This window comes from Polaribacter sp., assembly GCF_051251875.1.
Classification (GTDB): Bacteria; Bacteroidota; Bacteroidia; order Flavobacteriales; family Flavobacteriaceae; genus Polaribacter.
Genome location: NZ_JBPOGL010000034.1, coordinates 23,396 through 41,937, shown reverse-complemented (window position 1 = coordinate 41,937; position 18,542 = coordinate 23,396). Strand labels below are relative to the sequence as shown.

The 18,542-nt window shown below is 30.5% G+C and carries 16 protein-coding genes, 1 tRNA gene and 1 pseudogene; 4 read left to right on the top strand and 14 right to left on the bottom strand.

Going from position 1 to position 18,542, the window contains the following annotated elements; genetic code table 11:
- From ACSHW5_RS13880 to ACSHW5_RS13860, 5 genes and pseudogenes are all read right to left on the bottom strand, one after another.
- Positions 1 to 302: pseudogene (locus ACSHW5_RS13880) on the bottom strand (polyribonucleotide nucleotidyltransferase); the annotation flags it as partial.
- A 312-nt stretch (positions 303 to 614) separates the two neighbouring features.
- The gene (rpsO, locus tag ACSHW5_RS13875; protein WP_435676744.1) at positions 615 to 884 is read right to left on the bottom strand and encodes a 30S ribosomal protein S15; all 270 of its coding nucleotides are present in this window, start codon (positions 882 to 884) and stop codon (positions 615 to 617) included.
- Positions 885 to 1,090: 206 nt separating this feature from the next.
- A complete protein-coding gene (gene accD, locus ACSHW5_RS13870) occupies positions 1,091 to 1,948 on the bottom strand; it encodes an acetyl-CoA carboxylase, carboxyltransferase subunit beta (protein WP_435676743.1) in 858 nt (285 codons plus the stop codon).
- Between the two features lie 206 nt (positions 1,949 to 2,154).
- Positions 2,155 to 3,222, bottom strand: coding sequence for a class II fructose-bisphosphate aldolase (gene fbaA / locus ACSHW5_RS13865; protein WP_435676742.1), 1,068 nt, complete (start codon positions 3,220 to 3,222; stop codon positions 2,155 to 2,157).
- A gap of 101 nt (positions 3,223 to 3,323) precedes the next feature.
- Entirely contained in the window at positions 3,324 to 5,834 is a 2,511-nt protein-coding gene (locus tag ACSHW5_RS13860; protein WP_435676741.1) for a BamA/TamA family outer membrane protein, read from the bottom strand.
- A 68-nt stretch (positions 5,835 to 5,902) separates the two neighbouring features.
- Here ACSHW5_RS13860 and ACSHW5_RS13855 point away from each other — a divergent pair, with 68 nt between their 5' ends.
- Positions 5,903 to 6,637 (top strand): TrmH family RNA methyltransferase, encoded by a 735-nt coding sequence (locus ACSHW5_RS13855; RefSeq protein ID WP_435676740.1) that lies wholly within the window; start codon positions 5,903 to 5,905, stop codon positions 6,635 to 6,637.
- Between the two features lie 112 nt (positions 6,638 to 6,749).
- Here the strand turns inward: ACSHW5_RS13855 and ACSHW5_RS13850 are convergent, their stop codons facing one another.
- The 5 genes from ACSHW5_RS13850 to ACSHW5_RS13830 all read right to left on the bottom strand — a co-directional run bounded on the left by ACSHW5_RS13850 (position 6,750) and on the right by ACSHW5_RS13830 (position 11,848).
- On the bottom strand, positions 6,750 to 7,460 hold the full coding sequence (locus tag ACSHW5_RS13850; RefSeq protein ID WP_435676739.1) for a porin family protein: 711 nt from the start codon (positions 7,458 to 7,460) through the stop codon (positions 6,750 to 6,752).
- Entirely contained in the window at positions 7,460 to 8,179 is a 720-nt protein-coding gene (gene ubiE, locus ACSHW5_RS13845; RefSeq protein WP_435676738.1) for a bifunctional demethylmenaquinone methyltransferase/2-methoxy-6-polyprenyl-1,4-benzoquinol methylase UbiE, read from the bottom strand. The genes ACSHW5_RS13850 and ubiE overlap by 1 nt, the downstream gene beginning before the upstream one ends.
- 71 nt (positions 8,180 to 8,250) lie before the next feature.
- Entirely contained in the window at positions 8,251 to 9,156 is a 906-nt protein-coding gene (locus ACSHW5_RS13840; RefSeq protein WP_435676737.1) for a NifU family protein, read from the bottom strand.
- Between the two features lie 137 nt (positions 9,157 to 9,293).
- On the bottom strand, positions 9,294 to 10,682 hold the full coding sequence (locus tag ACSHW5_RS13835; RefSeq protein ID WP_435676736.1) for an OmpP1/FadL family transporter: 1,389 nt from the start codon (positions 10,680 to 10,682) through the stop codon (positions 9,294 to 9,296).
- A 23-nt stretch (positions 10,683 to 10,705) separates the two neighbouring features.
- Positions 10,706 to 11,848 (bottom strand): hypothetical protein, encoded by a 1,143-nt coding sequence (locus ACSHW5_RS13830; protein WP_435676735.1) that lies wholly within the window; start codon positions 11,846 to 11,848, stop codon positions 10,706 to 10,708.
- Between the two features lie 157 nt (positions 11,849 to 12,005).
- On the opposite strand from ACSHW5_RS13830, the gene proS reads away from it, so the two are divergent.
- From proS to rpsT, 3 genes are all read left to right on the top strand, one after another.
- Positions 12,006 to 13,484: a proline--tRNA ligase gene (proS, locus tag ACSHW5_RS13825; RefSeq protein WP_435676734.1), complete on the top strand. Its 1,479-nt coding sequence runs from the start codon at positions 12,006 to 12,008 to the stop codon at positions 13,482 to 13,484.
- 106 nt (positions 13,485 to 13,590) lie between these two features.
- Positions 13,591 to 13,662 (top strand) — tRNA-Glu (locus ACSHW5_RS13820).
- A gap of 35 nt (positions 13,663 to 13,697) precedes the next feature.
- Positions 13,698 to 13,949, top strand: a complete 252-nt coding sequence (gene rpsT / locus ACSHW5_RS13815; protein ID WP_435676733.1) for a 30S ribosomal protein S20 — start codon at positions 13,698 to 13,700, stop codon at positions 13,947 to 13,949.
- Between the two features lie 119 nt (positions 13,950 to 14,068).
- Here rpsT and rodA read toward each other — a convergent pair whose 3' ends face one another.
- The 4 genes from rodA to mreC are packed head-to-tail and all read right to left on the bottom strand — an operon-like array spanning position 14,069 to position 18,542.
- Positions 14,069 to 15,349 carry a rod shape-determining protein RodA gene (rodA, locus tag ACSHW5_RS13810; protein ID WP_435676732.1) on the bottom strand — a complete coding sequence of 427 codons (1,281 nt, stop codon included), beginning with the start codon at positions 15,347 to 15,349 and terminating at the stop codon, positions 14,069 to 14,071.
- Positions 15,330 to 17,216, bottom strand: coding sequence for a penicillin-binding protein 2 (gene mrdA, locus ACSHW5_RS13805; protein WP_435676731.1), 1,887 nt, complete (start codon positions 17,214 to 17,216; stop codon positions 15,330 to 15,332). Before mrdA ends, rodA begins: the two co-directional genes overlap by 20 nt.
- The gene (mreD, locus tag ACSHW5_RS13800) at positions 17,216 to 17,719 is read right to left on the bottom strand and encodes a rod shape-determining protein MreD (protein WP_435676730.1); all 504 of its coding nucleotides are present in this window, start codon (positions 17,717 to 17,719) and stop codon (positions 17,216 to 17,218) included. The genes mrdA and mreD overlap by 1 nt, the downstream gene beginning before the upstream one ends.
- On the bottom strand, positions 17,712 to 18,542 hold the full coding sequence (mreC, locus tag ACSHW5_RS13795; RefSeq protein WP_435676729.1) for a rod shape-determining protein MreC: 831 nt from the start codon (positions 18,540 to 18,542) through the stop codon (positions 17,712 to 17,714). The genes mreD and mreC overlap by 8 nt, the downstream gene beginning before the upstream one ends.

Genomic DNA, 18,542 nt, shown 5'->3' with positions numbered 1-18,542 from the left:
CGTAAAACACGGTCTACAAGACGCATTGTTAATACTTCTCCATCACTTGGTCTTGCTTCTCTTTTAAAGAAACCACCAGGATAACGTCCTGCGGCTGCAAATTTTTCTCTATAATCTACTGTTAATGGTAAAAAATCAACGTCGGATTGTTTGTAATTAGATACTACTGTACATAATAACATTGCTTTTCCCATTTGAACAACAACTGAACCGTGAGCTTGTTTTGCTAGTTTACCGGTTTCTAATGAAATGGTTCTTCCATCTCCAAGGTCTATTACCTCTCTAAATACTTTTGGAATCATAAAATTTTAATTCTAATTTTTAATTTGTTTGTTGTTGCGTTGTTGTTTGTTTCAATGGAAATTCAAAAATGCTGTTACTATTTTTGATTTTTTTTTCTTGTCTAAAGTACCAAGTTTGGTTCTTGTTACAAGAATAATTCTATATAATTTTCTGTTTGTTAGTCAGAGATTATTAATTTTCAATAGCTTTTGGTGCAACCAAAAGGTTTTTTAGATGCTATCTGCAGGAAATAAATTTTAAAGTTTTGTAGCTAGCTACAAGCTTTTTCATAAAAAAAGAGGCACGTTTAAGCACCTCTTTTTTTGTTAGAATTATTTTCTAATTCCTAATTCTGCAATGATTGCACGATATCTTGTAATATCTGATTTCTTTAAATAATCTAGTAAACTTCTACGTTTACCTACCATCATTACTAAAGAACGCTCTGTATTATAATCTTTACGATTATTTTTTAAATGCTCTGTTAAATGGTTAATTCTGTGCGTAAATAACGCAATTTGCCCTTCTGAAGTACCGGTGTCGTTTTTTCCTTTACCGTGTTTTTCGAAGATGCTTTCTTTTACTTCTTTAGTTAAGTACATGCCAATATTATTTAAATGATTTTTATGTATATCAATAGGGTTTCTATTGAAGCTGCAAATATAGTATTATTTTTTTGAATTTTTATGGCTAAATAAACAGATTATTGTCACCTTAACAAGGTAAGTGCTAATCTAACAAAATAGACGAAAAAAATCACTAGATGAAACTATTGCTTTTTATTAATTTTCTAGTAATATTTTGGAATTTATGCTCTTATGGGCAAGTTTTGAATTAAATCTATATATAAATTGACTTGCTTTTTTAATTTTTTACGTTCGTAAATAGCATCTAAAAAGCCATGTTCTAAAACAAATTCAGATTTTTGAAATCCTTCTGGCAAATCTTTTCCAGTAGTATCTTTTACAACTCTTGGCCCGGCAAATGCAATTAATGCGTTTGGTTCTGCAATATTAATATCGCCTAACATGGCGTAAGAAGCAGTTGTACCACCCGTTGTTGGATCTGTACATAAAGAAATATATGGTATTTTAGCTTCTGCTAATTGTGCCAATTTTGCTGATGTTTTTACCAACTGCATTAATGACAAAGAAGCTTCCATCATACGGGCTCCTCCAGATTTTGAAACCATTAAAAACGGAATCTTATGTATGATAGAGTAATTAATTGCACGTGCAATTTTTTCACCTACAACAGAACCCATAGAGCCACCAATAAAAGCAAAATCCATAGCAGCAATAACAATATCTTTTCCTAAAGATTTACCAACAGCGGTTCTTACTGCATCTTTTAAATTTGTTTTTGCTTGTGCTTCTTTTAATCTCTCTGGATATTTTTTGGTGTCTACAAATTTTAAAGGATCTTTTGAAGTTAGTTTTTCATCAAGCTCTTTAAATTTATTTTCATCAAAAAATAACTCAAAATATTCTTTACTTCCTATTCTTACATGGTAACCATCTTCTGGACTTACATATAAGTTTCTTTTTAATTCTTCAGTATCTATTATTTTTCCACTAGGTGTTTTGTACCATAAACCTTTTGGAGTGTCTTTTTTGTTTTCTGTAAGGGTTTGTATTCCTTTGTCTGTTCTTTTAAACCAAGCCATGTTATTAGTTTGTTTTATGTTAGAATTTGGTATCTAAATTTTATTTTCTAAAAGTATAGTATACAAATTATGAATTACAAATGTAAAAGATTTTTCTGTAAAGTTTACTTTTTAACGTATAAACTAAAAAAAGCATCTTGAAATAAATCAAAATGCCTTTTATTATTACTTTGGTAAATACAAGGTGATACTTAAAATAGTATTTTTTATAAAGTATCTACGTTGTTTAAATCTGCAAAAGCTTGTTTTAAACGAGTTTTAAAAGTTTCTTCACCTTCACGTAACCATTTTCTTGGGTCGTAATATTTTTTATTTGGTTGGTCTGCTCCATCAGGATTTCCAATTTGAGTAGCTACATAAGCTGCTTTTCCTTGCATGTAATCTCTAATTCCTTCTGTAAAGGCAAATTGCATATCAGTATCAATGTTCATTTTTATAACACCATAACCAATAGATTCTTTAATTTCTTCTTTTGTAGAACCAGAACCACCATGAAATACAAAATCAATTGTATTATGAGGTACATTGTACTTTTTAGAAATATATTCTTGAGAATTCTTTAAGATTTTTGGAGTTAATTTTACGTTTCCTGGTTTATAAACACCATGTACGTTACCAAAAGCAGCAGCAATTGTAAATTGTGGAGATACTTTTAATAATTCTTCATAAGCATAAGCAACTTCTTCTGGTTGTGTGTATAATTTAGAAACATCAACATCAGAATTGTCTACACCATCTTCTTCACCACCAGTAATTCCTAATTCAATTTCTAAAGTCATTCCCATTTTAGCCATACGCGCTAAATAGGTTTTACAAATTTCTATGTTTTCTTCAATTGGCTCTTCAGATAAATCTATCATGTGAGAACTATATAAAGGTTTCCCTGTTTCTGCGAAGTGTTTTTCAGAAGCATCTAAAAGTCCGTCAATCCAAGGTAATAATTTTTTTGCACAGTGGTCTGTATGTAAAATTACAGGTACTCCGTAAGCTACTGATAATTCATGAATGTGTTTTGCTCCTGCAATTCCACCAGCAATAGCTGCTTTTTCATTTTCATTAGATAAGCCTTTTCCTGCATTAAATTGTGCACCACCATTAGAAAACTGAATAATAACAGGTGCATTTAAATCTCTTGCAGTTTCTAAAACACCATTTATAGTATTAGATCCAATTACATTAACAGCAGGTAATGCAAATCCTTTTTCTTTGGCTAGGTTAAAAATTGCTTGTACTTCTTTTCCGGTTGCAACACCAGGTTTTATATTGTGGCTCATAATTATTTATTTAAATTGATTACAAAATTTCAAAAGTAATAAAAAATACCTATTTCTGTGCCTTTTACGTTCTCTAAAATAACGAAAACGTTATAAATTTCTTAGAAAGGATAATTAATTCCGATGTTAAAAACGGAATTAGAAAAATTGTAATTTTTAAACCATTTATTTCCGTCTAAATAAGGTTCGTACGTTTTAAAACCAATATCTAGCCTTAGAATTAAAAAACTGAAGTCGATTCTTGCTCCAAAACCAGAACCAATTGCAATGTCTTTTAGTGAAGAGATTCCTTTAAATTTGGCATCTTCGTCTACAAAACTCGAATTGGTAATATCCCAAATATTTCCGGCATCTATAAATAAAGCTCCTTTTAGTTTGCTAATTACATCAAATCTGTATTCTGCGCTGGTTAAGAATTTTAAACTACCAACATTGTATTCTAAACCTGTATTTCTACTTCCCGGACCCAACTCATAAGTTTGCCAAGCTCTAATATCATTAGAACCACCTGCAAAATAACTTTTTGTAAACGGAATGTCTGAATTATCATACGGAATAATAGTTCCTAAAAAAGTTCTAAAACCAATAACAGAATTGAGACCAACTTCCCAAAAATGTTTATATTCTAAGTCTGTTTTAAAATATTGTGCTAAAGGAATTTTTAAAAAAGTTTTCTTATTATTAATGTTGGTGTTTTTTGATAATATGCCCATAATATTCCCAGAATTAGCAACTCTTACTTTAAAAAATGAGAAATTATTGTCTTTAAAACTAGATTGATTATTATAAGTAAAAGAATATCCTAAAACAGGAATTAAAAAATCTGATGTAAGAATATTATATCTATTTAAGATATTTAGTGCTGTGTTATATTCATCTGGATTGGATGTTTTAAAAGTAGTGTTTTTAGCAACGGTATTCATAAAACGTAAAGCTACAGATACTTGGTCTTCTATATCATCTGAAAGTGGGTAGTTTGGGTTTATGGTAATGTTATTGACTGCATCGTAAACTTCAGCTACCTCATCTAAACTTGAAAACTCTGAACTGTAAATATCAAAAAAACGATTAATATTTAAGTTTTGAATATATTGTGTATTTAATACCTCTAATTGAATTGTTTTTTTAGCGTTGTACTGCCATTTGTAATCTGTTAAAAAAGTAAATGTTTGCCTGTCTAAACCTATGTTTTTTTGAAAACTAGAACCTATTGAAAACAACGTTCTTGGAGACATTTCTTTAGGAACTAAATTACTTAAGCCAAAGGGCGCTAAAAACCTTGGTATTTCTAAAGAAGTATCTGCGCCAATTTCCCAACCAGGACCATTATTAGAATTAAACCAAGAACCTAAGAGAGAAATTTTTAATATTTCTGCACCTCTAAAAATATTTCTATCTGTAATAGAAAACTTGCCAGAAACACCTATGTTTCTAATATTAGAATGGGTTAGTTCGGTTTCAAAACCTAAGGAATATTTTTCTATAGGTGCTAAGAATATATCCATTTTTAATGCATTGTCTGTGCCGGGAATGGGTGTAAATTTTATGTTGGTTGATTTAAAATTATTAAGTGTATTTAGGTGATTTCTTGTTAAGTTTCTTAAAGTATCTTTATAAACTTCTCCGGGTTTAAAGAAAATAGATTGCGATAAGTATTTTGGATTGTATTTTAGTTTTTTAAACGCCAAAAAATTAATTCCTTTATAAGATGTAGAATCTGAATAAATTGCTCCTTTTCTGTTAAATGAGTAATCTGTTATTACATTTATTTTTTTTATTTTGTGTACCTTAAATGGTTTAGAAATGTAGTTTCCGTTTTCTTCTATTAATCTAGAGCCAGTCATAATAAAATCTACATTTGTCTTATAATCTGTTCTTGTAGAGTCTACATAAAACCCTAAAGCGGTTTCTGAAAAATGATAAATACCACTATTTCTAAAAAGTTTTAGAACATTGCTAGCCTCGTCTCTAAATGTTTTATCATTGTATTGATCGCCTGTTTTTAGTAGTGATATTAATCCAGAATCCTTATAAATAGAATCTAGTACTTTCGATTCTATTTTTAAATTAATAGTATCTAAAAGCGTGGGGTTGCCTTTTGTAACAAGATAATCTACAGTTCCTTTTTTTAGAGCTGTTTGCTTAATGTTTGTGGTTACTTTTGCTTTAAAAAACCCTTGAGTTTTATAAAAATCGGTTAAATTGTTTGCTGTTTTTTTTATCTTGGCAGTATTAATTACAACAGGTTTATCATAACTCAAATACCAATTATTTAGTTTGATAAAAGAATTTGCATAGGCAATACTTTGTTTTTCCGAAAAAATATTTTTTATAAAATTATAAGAGCGTTTATTTTTTAATCCCCATTCTGTAGCTGTTTTGGGCATGTTTTGGTTTGCCAAATTATGTACATACAAGCCCAAAGGCAAGCCTAATAATTTAACATTAGGTTTCTGAATTACATATTTTTGTAAGTTGTTCTTTTTGTATTTTACGCTATCTATGTATATATAATTATTTGTGAGCATCAATTCATCTTCGGCAACATGCTTTGTAGAATTACATGCAACTAAAACAAGTACGATTAAAAAATAAAAAGAAAGTTTTTTCATTACTTTAGCGGTGCTATCAAGTTCAAAAATAGTATTTTTAAACGGTTTATTTTTAATAAAATTAATTAATGAGTATTTCTAAAAATCAACTTAAATTAATAACAAGTTTATCACAAAAAAAGTATAGACAAAAGCATAAACTATTTATTGGTGAAGGCGTAAAAGTAATTGGAGAATTACTAGATTCTTCTTTTACTTTAGAAACGCTATTTTGTACTGATGAGTATGATGTAGATGTTGATGAAGCTAATATTATACGGGTTTCAGAAACAGAATTACAAAAAATAAGCAATCTTAAAACTCCAAATCAAGTTTTAGGTTTGTTTCAAATACCTGATGCAAAACATTTTCAAGATTCAGGTTTAATTGTAGCATTAGATGCTATTAATGATCCAGGAAATTTGGGTACAATAATTCGTTTATGTGATTGGTTTGGTGTTACACAACTTATATGTTCTAAAAACACAGTAGATTGTTACAATGCTAAAGTGGTACAAGCAAGTATGGGGTCTTTAACTAGAATATCTATTCATTATTTAGATGTAGCAGAATATTTATCAAGTACTAAGTTGCCAACTTTTATAGCAGACATGGACGGTGAAAATGTGTACAAAACCAAGTTGCCAAAAAACGGAATTCTAATTATGGGAAATGAAGCAAATGGTGTTTCTGATGAGATAAAAAAGATAGTGACTCATAAAATTTCGATTCCTCGTTTTGGAGAAACTCAAGAAACGGAAAGTTTAAATGTAGCAACGGCTACAGCAATTTTATTGAGTGAGTTTAAGAGGAATGTTTATTAACTTTTTTTAAAGTGTAAAGTTTTATTTAAGAATTCATAAACTATGCAGATGCCGATGAAATAATTTTATTAGTAATGGTTTTTAAAAATTCTGAGAAGATAATATAACAATCTTACTCAAAAGATAGATTTAAAAAAACGCCTCTAGTACCCATATAATTTACAGGAGCAGTCCATTTACTATTTGGATCATCATCATATTTAATTTCATTGTTTAGGGCAAAAACACCACGAATAGAAGGTGAGAATTTAAAGAAATATAAATAAAAATCTACACCAACTCCAACTTCATACATAAAATTACTTGTTTTCATTCTAAACTCTCCAGAAGAATTATCGTCTTGATTTTTCTCATTACTAGAGAAATTGTAGTTATAAGAAAGGCCTCCTAACACATAAGGACGCATGTTTTTGTATCTATCTGTACTAAATTTAAGAACTAACGGAACACGTAAGTAGGTAGATCCTATTTCTCTAATACTATCTTGCGGAACGGAAGATTGCTTTAAATGATTAAAAATAATTTTTTTAGAATTACTCATTAAACCGGGTTCAAAACGTAAGTTTAAGTTTTTATGCAGCCTAAGATCTGCTATTAAACCTACATTAAAACCAGTTGCAGATTCTACAATAATATCTGCATTAGGAATGTTACTTTCTCTTAAGTTTAGCTTAAAATCTAGTTCATTTACCCCTAAATAAAAACCATAATGAATTCTATTTTTATCAAAAGTAGGTAAGTATTCTATTCTTTCTGACTGCGCAAAAAAGGCAACAGAACTAAGCAGTAGAAATCCAAAAATTAAGAATCTTTTACAAATCATTATTTACGTGCTGTGTATATTGTTGCAACTCCAAAAGTTACAGGTTGATGTTCTGTATGTCTAAACCCATTTTTTTTCAAAATATTGTTGAAAGCTTCTCCAAAAGGAAAAGAATTTGCAGATTCTGATAAATAGGAATACGCAACCTTGTCTTTAGAAAACAATTTTCCTATAAGCGGTAAAAATATATTGGTGTATAATTTATAACCTTGCTTAAAAGGGAATTTGGTTGGGTTAGATGTTTCTAAAATAACCAAAACGCCTGTAGGTTTTAAAACGCGTGCAATTTCTGAAATTCCTTTGTCTAAATTGGCAAAATTACGCACACCAAAAGAGACGGTAATGGCATCAAAAGTATGGTCTTTAAAAGGCATTTCTTCAGAATCGCCAACAATCATTTCTATTTTGTCTGATAAATTTGCTTTGGCAATTTTTTGTTTACCAATTGCTAACATTCCTTCAGAAATATCTAAACCTACAATTCTGTCTGGGTTTAAAGCAGCCATCATTAATGCCAAATCTCCTGTACCAGTGGCAATGTCTAAAAGTTGTTTTGGGTTGTTTTTACCCACAATTTTTATGACTTTTTTACGCCATTTAACATCAATTCCTAAAGAAATAACTCTGTTTAAGCCATCGTAATTTTCAGAAATGTTATCAAACATTTTGGCAACTTGCTCTTTTTTACCAAGTTCTGAATCTTTGTAAGGTTTTATCATCTGCTTTATGCTCTAAGCTTTAAACAATACCCTTTTAGCATGTTACCAAAAGCGTATTGCTTATTGCTAAATTAACCGTTAATTGCCACCACTTCATTAATTTGATTTGGTAACATTTCTTTTAATAAGTTTTCAATTCCGTTTTTTAAAGTAGCGGTAGAAGATGGGCATCCACTACAAGCACCTTGTAATACTACACTTACTATTTTATGTTCTTCATCGTAAGATTTAAAGGCAATATTTCCTCCATCACTTGCAACGGCTGGTTTAATATATTCATCTAAAATATCTACAATTTGTGCAGCAATACCTTCTAATTTAACTGCAGGTTCTGCCGTTTTATCAGATTTTACTGTTTTTTCTTGATTCGGTAACTCTTTAATAATTGTTTTTCCGGAAACTAAATATTCACGAATAAAACTTCTAACTTCAGTAAAAACTTCATTCCACTCAACCATATCATATTTTGTAACAGAGATATAATTGTCAGAAATAAAAACTTCTTTTACAAAAGGAAAATTAAAAAGGGCCAATGCTAAAGGAGACGATTTACTAGCTTCATCAATATTTTTATATTCTACATCTACTTGAGTTAAAGATTTATTACTTCCAAATTTCATTACTGATGGATTTGGTGTAACTTCTGCATAGACCTCAATAGCTTCTTTTTTAGAGGTTGGTTTTTCGTTTACAACAACGCCATCATCATTTAAATAAGTTTCAAGTTGTTCTTTAACCTCATCTTGTACATCGATCCATTCTAAAATATCAAAACGCTGAATGGCAATAAAATTTGAAGCAATAAAAACCTTCTTTACAAATGGTAAATAAAATAATTGCTGCGCTAAAGGTGAGTTTTTAGCGTCATCTATATTATTGTATTCATAGCTGCCACCATTAATTAAAATGTTGTTGCTATTAAATTTTATAATGGTTTTATTGGTAGTTTCTTGTATGGTAATCTGTGTGTTTTTCATATTCTAAAAATGAATTGCAAAATTACGGCAAAAAAGACAAATAGCGAATATACTGCAATGTTTCTTTTAAATAAATAATACCTACTAGTCTTTTAAAACCTAGTAGGTATTCTATAAGATATTGTGGGTTGTAAATTTTACAAATTCAAAGAAATAGTAGCTGTAATAGTTCTATTGTCTAAGGTTAAATCTGTAGGGTTTACATTAAATTCTGGTTGTGGATAAAAATTATACAAGCTGGTTCTGTTATTATCGCTGTAAGCTAAGTCTAGTTTAAAACTACCAAAATTATAACCACCACCTAAAGAATAACCTTTTAAGTTATCTGAGGCAATTGCTAATTTATCTGGACTTTGTTCAAATTTATAGCCTCCTCTAATGCTAAATCTATCTACACGCCATTCTGTACCTATATTAAAAGAATGTGTGTTTCTTAATTGATCTTGAAAATATTGGTTTTCCGTAGAAAAGTTAGCGTTAGATAATTTAATACTTTTGTAGTTTTTGTTAGCGTAATCTAGACTTAATAAACCTTGTTTGCCAAAAATAAATGCAGCACTTGCTGTTAATTTACTTGGTGTTTTTAATTTGTATAAAAAATCTTGAATAGGGAAATAACCACCTGAAGTATTGTTGTACGTACGGTTATCATTACTTACTACAATTTCTGTATCACCCAAATAACCATCATTATTTACAATATTTGTAGTTTCTATAATTTCTGAAAACCAGGTTGGTGTTTGATATGCTATACCAAATCTAAAACCTTGATTTACCTTGTAAATAAAACCAGCATTGGCAGAAAAACCAGTACCCGTTGTAATGTTTTCTTGATAGAAATTAGCATCTAAGTCATTGCCATTACCGTCATTATTAAATTCGGTAAGTAAAGATTGCTGACTAAAATTTAGGTCGTAAAAATTTAAAGCTAAACCTGCATAAAGTCTATTTTGGTAAACAGAAGAAAAAGCGATATTAAATTCGCTGAGTTCTCCGTCATACGTATTTGAAAATTGTTGTTCATCAGCAAAATTATAGTTAATAGCTGGGGAGTTATTGTCTAGCGGAAATTCTGTAAATGTGGCAACCCCGCTATTTCCTTGCGCAATAAAACTGTCTGTAAAGTCTTTTGTTATTCTATAATTAAAACCCACAGCAAATTTGTCCCAATCTGTATTATATGCACTGTCAAAAACTAAAACAGCACCTGCGTGAGATATGTTGAAATAATTTTCTTTTGTAGACAAAGAATTTCCGTAATAATTAGAAACTATATTTGAGTTTCTTGAGTTAAAAGTACCAGAAAAACTACTATTGGTAAAAACAGCAAGACCTGCAGGATTTATATTTATGGATGAAATATCGCCTCCTAATGCGCCAAAAGCGCCACTCATTGCGGTGAATCTTGCAGAGCCGTTTTCATCGTTTTGAGAAAATACAAGTGCTAAGTCTTGATAGCCTAAGGATTGAGAAAAGGATGTAAAAGTAACTGCGAAGAAAGTCGCAAGTATAAAATATTTTTTCATTTTAATGCTATTTTTAGTTTTAATTAACGTCTACTAGAGGAAGATGAACTTCTAGATGAAGAACTACTACTTCTGCTAGAGCTACTACTAGAAGAAGGTGTATACGTTCTGCTAGTGCTGCTACTTCTTGTAGAAGGTGTGTATGTTCTACTAGTGCTGCTGCTTCTTGTAGAGGGAGTATACGTTTTACTAGTGCTACTGCTTCTTGTAGAAGGTGTATAGGTTCGAGTTCTTGAGCTAGAACTTGGTGTACTTCTTCTGGTAGAGTTTGATGAAGATCTTCTTGTTGAAGAATTAGAACTTCTTTGTGTGCTACTACTATTACTTCTTGTTACTCCAGAACTACGTCTTGTTGGTGTAGTGGTTCTTGTACTTCTTGTTGTAGAACTACGTCTTGTTGGTGTGGTAGTTCTTGTGCTTCTTGTTGTAGAACTACGTCTTGTTGTAGTAGAGCTTCTTCTAGGAGACGTTGTAGTGCCGCTTCTTCTGCTTGTAGAGGTTCTATTTCCAACACTTGAAGAGTTTCCTCTTCTGTATGTACTATTATAAGCTGTTCTTCTTCCGTAAGTACTGTTTCTGTTGTAATGATTTCTGTTATAAGGATTGTAATATCTATTTCTGTAATATGAATGACGATAGAATGGGTTGTAAAAACCTATATTCCAGTTATATGGGTAGTGGTAAGGGTGCCAATACGGATTCATGTTCCAATAGCTATACCCCATATAACCTCTGTAATTATTGTAACCCCAATTATTATATCCATAGCCAAAACCAAAGTTATTCCAATAAGGAGAAGTATTTAAATTAACATAAACAACAACATCATTATTGTCGTTATAGCCCCAAGGCTCATTGGCATCATAATTAAGAGATTCATCAATAATTTCATCATCTACATACTCATCTACATCTGTAAAAACCTCGTTATTTTCTAAGCTTTCTAAAACCTGTAACCTGTTTGTAAAGTAATTTTCGTTATATTGATTATACCCATCACTATCGGCAATAATAATGTTACTTTCTTCTCTTCTTGATGTTTCATCACCATAAATTCCATCATCATAAGTGCTATTTTGATAGGTTCCGCAAGAAATCAAAAACAAACTAGATAGTAATAGAAATGAAATTTGTTTTAAGCTAAGTTGTATGTTTTGTGGTTTCATATCGTTGTATATTTTTGATGAATACTTAATTATTGATAAATTCTTGCTAAAAAACTCTAAAATATAGTAGTTTTGTACCGTTTTTGTAAATAAGCTACTTTATTTTAACAAAAATTTCACTATAAATATAACAATATTTGTGCCAAACTTATGATTTATGAGCAAGAAGTTGACTAAAAGAACGGAAGATTATTCTAAATGGTATAATGAATTGGTAGTAAAAGCCGATTTAGCAGAAAATTCAGCAGTAAGAGGTTGTATGGTTATAAAGCCTTACGGTTATGCTATTTGGGAAAATATGCAAGCAGAACTTGATAGAATGTTTAAAGAAACAGGACATGAAAATGCTTATTTTCCATTATTTGTGCCTAAAAGCTTGTTTGAAGCCGAAGAAAAAAATGCAGAAGGTTTTGCTAAGGAGTGTGCTGTAGTAACCCATTACAGATTGCAAAATGACCCGGATAATCCAGGAAAATTAAGAGTAGATCCAGAAGCTAAGTTAGAAGAAGAATTGGTGGTAAGACCTACTTCTGAAGCTATTATTTGGAACACCTATAAAGGTTGGATTCAGTCTTATAGAGATTTACCTTTACTAATTAATCAATGGGCAAATGTTGTTCGTTGGGAAATGCGTACTCGATTGTTTTTAAGAACCGCAGAGTTTTTATGGCAAGAAGGTCATACAGCTCATGAAACAAAAGTAGAAGCTATTGCAGAATCTAGACAAATGCAAGATGTGTATGCAGAATTTGCAGAAAGTTTTATGGCTATGCCAGTGGTAAAAGGAGTAAAATCTGATAGCGAACGATTTGCAGGTGCAGAAGATACCTATACTATTGAAGCTTTAATGCAAGACGGAAAAGCTTTACAAGCTGGTACATCTCATTTTTTAGGACAGAATTTTGCGAAAGCATTTGACGTAAAATATACGTCTAAAGAAGGAAAACAAGAATATGTTTGGGCAACTTCTTGGGGTGTTTCTACACGTTTGATAGGTGGTTTAATTATGACGCATTCTGATGATTTAGGTTTGGTTTTACCTCCAAAGTTGGCGCCAATACAAGTAGTTATTGTGCCAATTTATAAGGGTGAAGAACAATTACAAGCTATTTCAGAAAAAATAGATGTATTTATAAAAGAGTTGCGTAAAAAAGGAATTTCTGTTAAGTTTGATAATAGAGATACTTTTAGACCAGGAGCAAAATTTGCAGAATATGAATTAAAAGGTGTTCCTGTAAGAATTGCTATCGGAAATAGAGATTTAGCAAACGGTACTTTAGAAGTTGCAAGAAGAGATACTTTAGAAAAACAAACAATAGCACAAGATGTTGCTGTTTCTTTTATAGAAAATCTTTTAGAAGAAATTCAGAATAATTTATTTAAGAAAGCCATTGATTACCGAACAGCACACACAACAGAAGTAACAACTTTTGATGAATTTAAAGATGTAATTGAAAACAAAGGTGGTTTTGTTTCTGCGCACTGGGATGGCACAGAAGAAACGGAAGACAAAATAAAAGAATTAACCAAGGCAACTATTAGATGTATACCTAATGATGCAAAAGAAGAGGTAGGAGTCTGTGTTTTAACAGGTAAACCTTCTACTAAAAAAGTACTTTTTGCAAAGGCATATTAATTTTTGAAAAAAAAAGTGCTTTTTTTTGAAAATTACTTGTAGAAGTCAAAAAACGTTGTATATTTGCACCCGCAATCAGGAATAATAAATAAGGATTGATTGTAATGGTCCGTTCGTCTAGGGGTTAGGACGCATGGTTTTCATCCATGTAACACGGGTTCGATTCCCGTACGGACTACAAGTTTTAATAAAAAAACTAATAAATTAAGAATTATGGCAAATCATAAGTCAGCTTTAAAAAGAATCAGAAGTAACGAAGCAAAGAGGCTTCGTAATAAATATCAGCATAAGACTACGCGTAATGCTTTAAGAAATTTACGTTTAATTGAAGATAAAACAGAAGCAGAAGGAAGTTTAAGTAAAGTAATTTCTATGTTAGATAAATTGGCTAAGAAAAATATTATACATAAAAATAAAGCTGCAAATTTAAAATCAAAATTAACAAAGCACGTTGCTGCATTGTAAGATTTTAATTTTTTAACTTATTTAAAACTCTGAATTTTCATTCAGAGTTTTTTTTGTTCTATACTGTTTGGGAATATAGTATTGGATCAAGTCCTCAACTTTTTGTATTGAACACAGTTTTACCAATCATAGTTTTTATGAGCGTCTAATCTAATAAAAATAAATAGTAGAATTGTAAATCCCCAAAGAGACGAGCCTCCATAACTAAAAAACGGTAGCGGAATGCCTACTGTGGGTAATAAACCTATAACCATACCAATATTCACAATAACATGAAAAAACAGAATAGAAGCTAGGCTATATCCATAAATTCGGCCAAATTTATTGGTATGTGTTTCTGACAAATAAATAATTCTGTAAAGCATGAACATAAATAGGATAATTACTGAACTGGTTCCTAAAAATCCCCATTCTTCGCCAACGGTACTAAAAATATAATCTGTATGTTGTTCTGGTACAAAATTTCCTTTTGTAATATCTCCTTGTAAAAAACCTTTACCCGTTAAACCACCAGAGCTAATTGTTAATTCAGATTGATAAGAGTTGTACCCTATGTTTTTATTATCAATTTTAAGACCAAGTAAAACTTCAAATCGGTCTCTATGATGTTGTTTAAAAATGTTGTTATACACCAACCCTGTTCCTAGAATATACAGACTAGAAATAAGGTATATTGCTACTATTTTATGCCAATTAAAACGAATAAAACGTTTACCTCCTTTATAAATTGCATAGCCAACAAAAACAGAAATAAGAAGTATTAATGAGAAAATAACCCAAGATGAACCAAAGAAAATAGTTGCTATAAACAATATAATAGCAGCTGAGCCTATTAAAATGTAATTAAGTGTTAAGCCTTCTCTATTTAACACAAAAAAGAAAGCCAAATAAATTAAAGCGGAGCCAGCATCTGGTTGTAGAGTAATTAAAACTGCCGGTAAAAATATAATGATAAATGCTTTTATTTGATTTTTTACGAGCTTTAAGTTGTACTGCCTGTCACTTAATAATTTGGCAACTGCTAGGGCTGTAAAAGCTTTCACAAATTCCGAAGGTTGTAAGCTCATTCCGCCAAAACCAAACCAAGATTTTGCACCGTTAATTTCTTTTCCTAAAGGAAATAATAGTATTAAAGAAAATATAGATACTAAGTAAAAAATACTGGCAAAACGCTCGTAAAATTTAGAGTTTAAAAATAGAATTATGATTATTAAAGGTACGCTTAAACAAATCCAAATAATCTGTTTGCCATATTTGGTGCTAAAATCAAGAATATGATTATTTTCTGCTGTTTTAGAGGCAGCATAAATATTAACCCAACCAAAGCTTACCAAAATAATAAATAGGAAAACTAAAATCCAATCTATATTTGCAAAAATATTATTTCGTTCCTGACGCAATTTCTATCGATTTTGGAATTTGTTTGTTATAAATTTCTTGCAAACTTAAAGTAAGCATTCTTTCTTCTCTATATTTATTTGCTTTAGAAATACTTTTATGTAGATATTTTTCTATTAATAAGCTGGTTATGGGTGCTGCAATTGTAGATCCATAACCACCATTTTCTACAAAAATAGCCAAGGCAATTTTTGGATTATCTTTAGGGGCAAAGGCAACTAAAATGGAATGATCTGCCAATTGTTCTTTAAATCCGTTTACACGTATAAAGTTTTCTGCTGTACCTGTTTTTCCGCAGATATCAATACCTTTTACTTGACTCAACCTACCTGTTCCTGAAATAAAAACTTCGCGCATAGCTTCTATAACAGGTGTAAAATATTTAGTATCAATCGTGGTTTTTTTTGGGATTGTAAAAGCTGGGTTTGTAATTTTCTGGCTATTTATTTCTTTTACAATATGTGGAGTAAAAAAAGAGCCTTTATTAGCAATTGCTGCTGTAAAATTGGCCAATTGAATAGGTGTGGTAATTACTTCTCCTTGTCCAATGGCATTAGAGATAATGGTAGATCCGTTCCAAGTATATTTATAATGATCAGCATAATATTTTCCTGTAGGAATAAATCCCTTTTGACCGGCAGGTAAATCGTACCCTAAATAATTTCCCAAACCAAAACTACTTACGTGTTTGTTCCAATTATCTACGCCTTCTTTTGGATTATTATTCATTTCAACAATTCTCTTATAGGTATTAGAAAAATAACTATTACAAGACTTTGAAATGGCCGTTTTTAAATGAATAGGTCTTCCTACAATACCACAATGGCATCCCATAAACTCGTTTGCACTTCGGCCGTATCTATATCCGTGATAGCAGAGAAAAGAAGTTTCTTCGTCTATTACTTTTTCTTGTAAGCCAATTAATGCATTCATCATTTTAAAAGGAGATCCGGGTGCATATGCAGCTAATAAAGCTCTATCATATGCGGGTTTTTCTATAGTATCATTAAATAGTAGTATAGAGTTTTTAGAACGTTGTCTGCCTACCAATAAATTAGGGTCATAAGAAGGAGCAGTTACTAAGGCTAAAATTTCTCCTGTTGCTGGTTCTATGGCAACAATACCGCCTCGTTTTCCTGTCATTAATTTTTCTGCATATTCTTGTAAAACAATATCTAAAGTTAAGGTAATGTCTTTTCCGTTTTCTGGCAAGGTATCAAACTCTTTGTTTTTGTAGGAGCCAGTAACTTTGTTAAAACGATTTCTCTGAAGATATTTTTTCCCTTTTTTTCCTCTTAGAACTTCTTCATATTCTTTTTCTACACCAGCTTTACCAATAAGTTCTCCTTGCTCATATTCATCGCTATTTTTTGCTTTTCGTTCATCAACTTCACTAATATAACCCAACACATTTGCGGCAGATTTTATAGGATATTTTCTTATTATTCTTTTTTGAATATCAAAACCTTTGTACTTGTGTAGTTTCTCTTGTAAAAACGCAAAATCTTCTTTTGCCAATTGTTTTAAAAAAACGGAAGGTAAATAAGAAGCATAATGTTCTGCCTTATTATATCTTTTTAAAAACTCTTCTTTATCAATTTTTAATAAATTACAAAATTCTAAAGTGTCTAATTCTTTAACTTGGTTTGGCTGAATCATTACATCATAAGACAATTGATTTGCTACCAAAAGCACACCGTTTCTATCGTAAACATAGCCGCGTTCTGGGTAATCGAATACTGTTTTTACAGCAGCGTTTCTTATAGGGTTATACGTACCACCTTTTATTATTTGTAGTTGAAAAAGTCTTCCAATAAAGAGAAGGCCAACAAGTGTGATAAGAAAGTAAAGTAAAAAACTTCTTTGCATTATGATTCTTTGATAAAAATATAGGTTCCTAGAAAGAAGAGTAGGAGCGTAAAAATACTAGAAAATAAGGTATTTAAAATTACGTGCGTACCATTCTGAAGGCTAAAGTTAGCAAAAGAAAATAAGACGAAATGATGAATAACTGTTAAAGTTACCACATAATTAAAAACTTTACCAAAGGCTTCTGATTCTAGTTTAAAAAAGGAGAAATCTGCAGTGTCTTTCCTGAAAAATACATTTATAAAAAACAGTCTTAGATAACCAATACAGAGTAATGCTGAAGCGTGAATTCCGCCAGAATCTGAAAAAAAATCAACAGAAATACCTAGTAAAAAACACAAAAATAAGAATGTAAATCTATTTTCCTTTAAGGGATAAAAAAACACAAAAGAGATGTATAAATAAGGATTTACATACCCTAAAAAATTAATATTATTTAAGACAAGAACTTGTAAGAATAACAAGAATAGAAATAAAAGTGCAAGTTTTATTGTTTTATTCATCTTCTATAATATCTAAAGATTGAATTTCTTGCTTGTGTAAATTTTTAATAACTTGTACGTAGCCAAGGTTGCTCATGTCATTAAATAATTTTACTTCAATTTTATTGTCTGCAGTATTTACGTTGTCTATTTTTATGATAGTTCCTATGGGGATTCCTTCAGGAAAAATAGTAGACTTACCACCAGTTTCTATGGTGTCGCCAATTTTTAAAGGAGCTTGTCTTGGTATGTCTTTTAGCTGAACAATATTATAGTCTTTTTCATTCCAAGATAAGGTTCCAAAATAAAAGTTTTTATTTTTTATGCGAGCATTAATTTTGCTATTTCTATTTAAGATTGATTGTATTCTGGTGTAATTTTTAGAGGTGTTGTCGGTAATTCCAATAATTCCTTTGCTATTAATTACCGCCATTTCTTTATCTATTCCTTCAGTACTTCCTTTGTTAATCAACAAAAAATTAAAAGCTTTTGTATAGTCGTTTTTTATAATTTTTGCATTTGTAAACCTATATACCTGTTTATGTTTTACAATATCTACAATGGTATCATCTGGTTGTGAGGTAGCAATCTTATTATTTTCAAATAAATTTTTAAGACGTATATTCTCTTCTGCTAAAATTTTATTTTCAGATTTTAAATTTACATATTCAGTAATAGAAGAAACTTTGGCATAAAAGCCACCACTAATAAAATTAGCAGAATTTACATACTTGCTTTTTTGAAAATTAAGATTGTTAAATGTAATTGCCATTGCAATAAATTGCAACATTAAAAAAAACAGAAAAAACTTAAATTTCTGAAAAAAGTAAATAAGTTGTTGCAT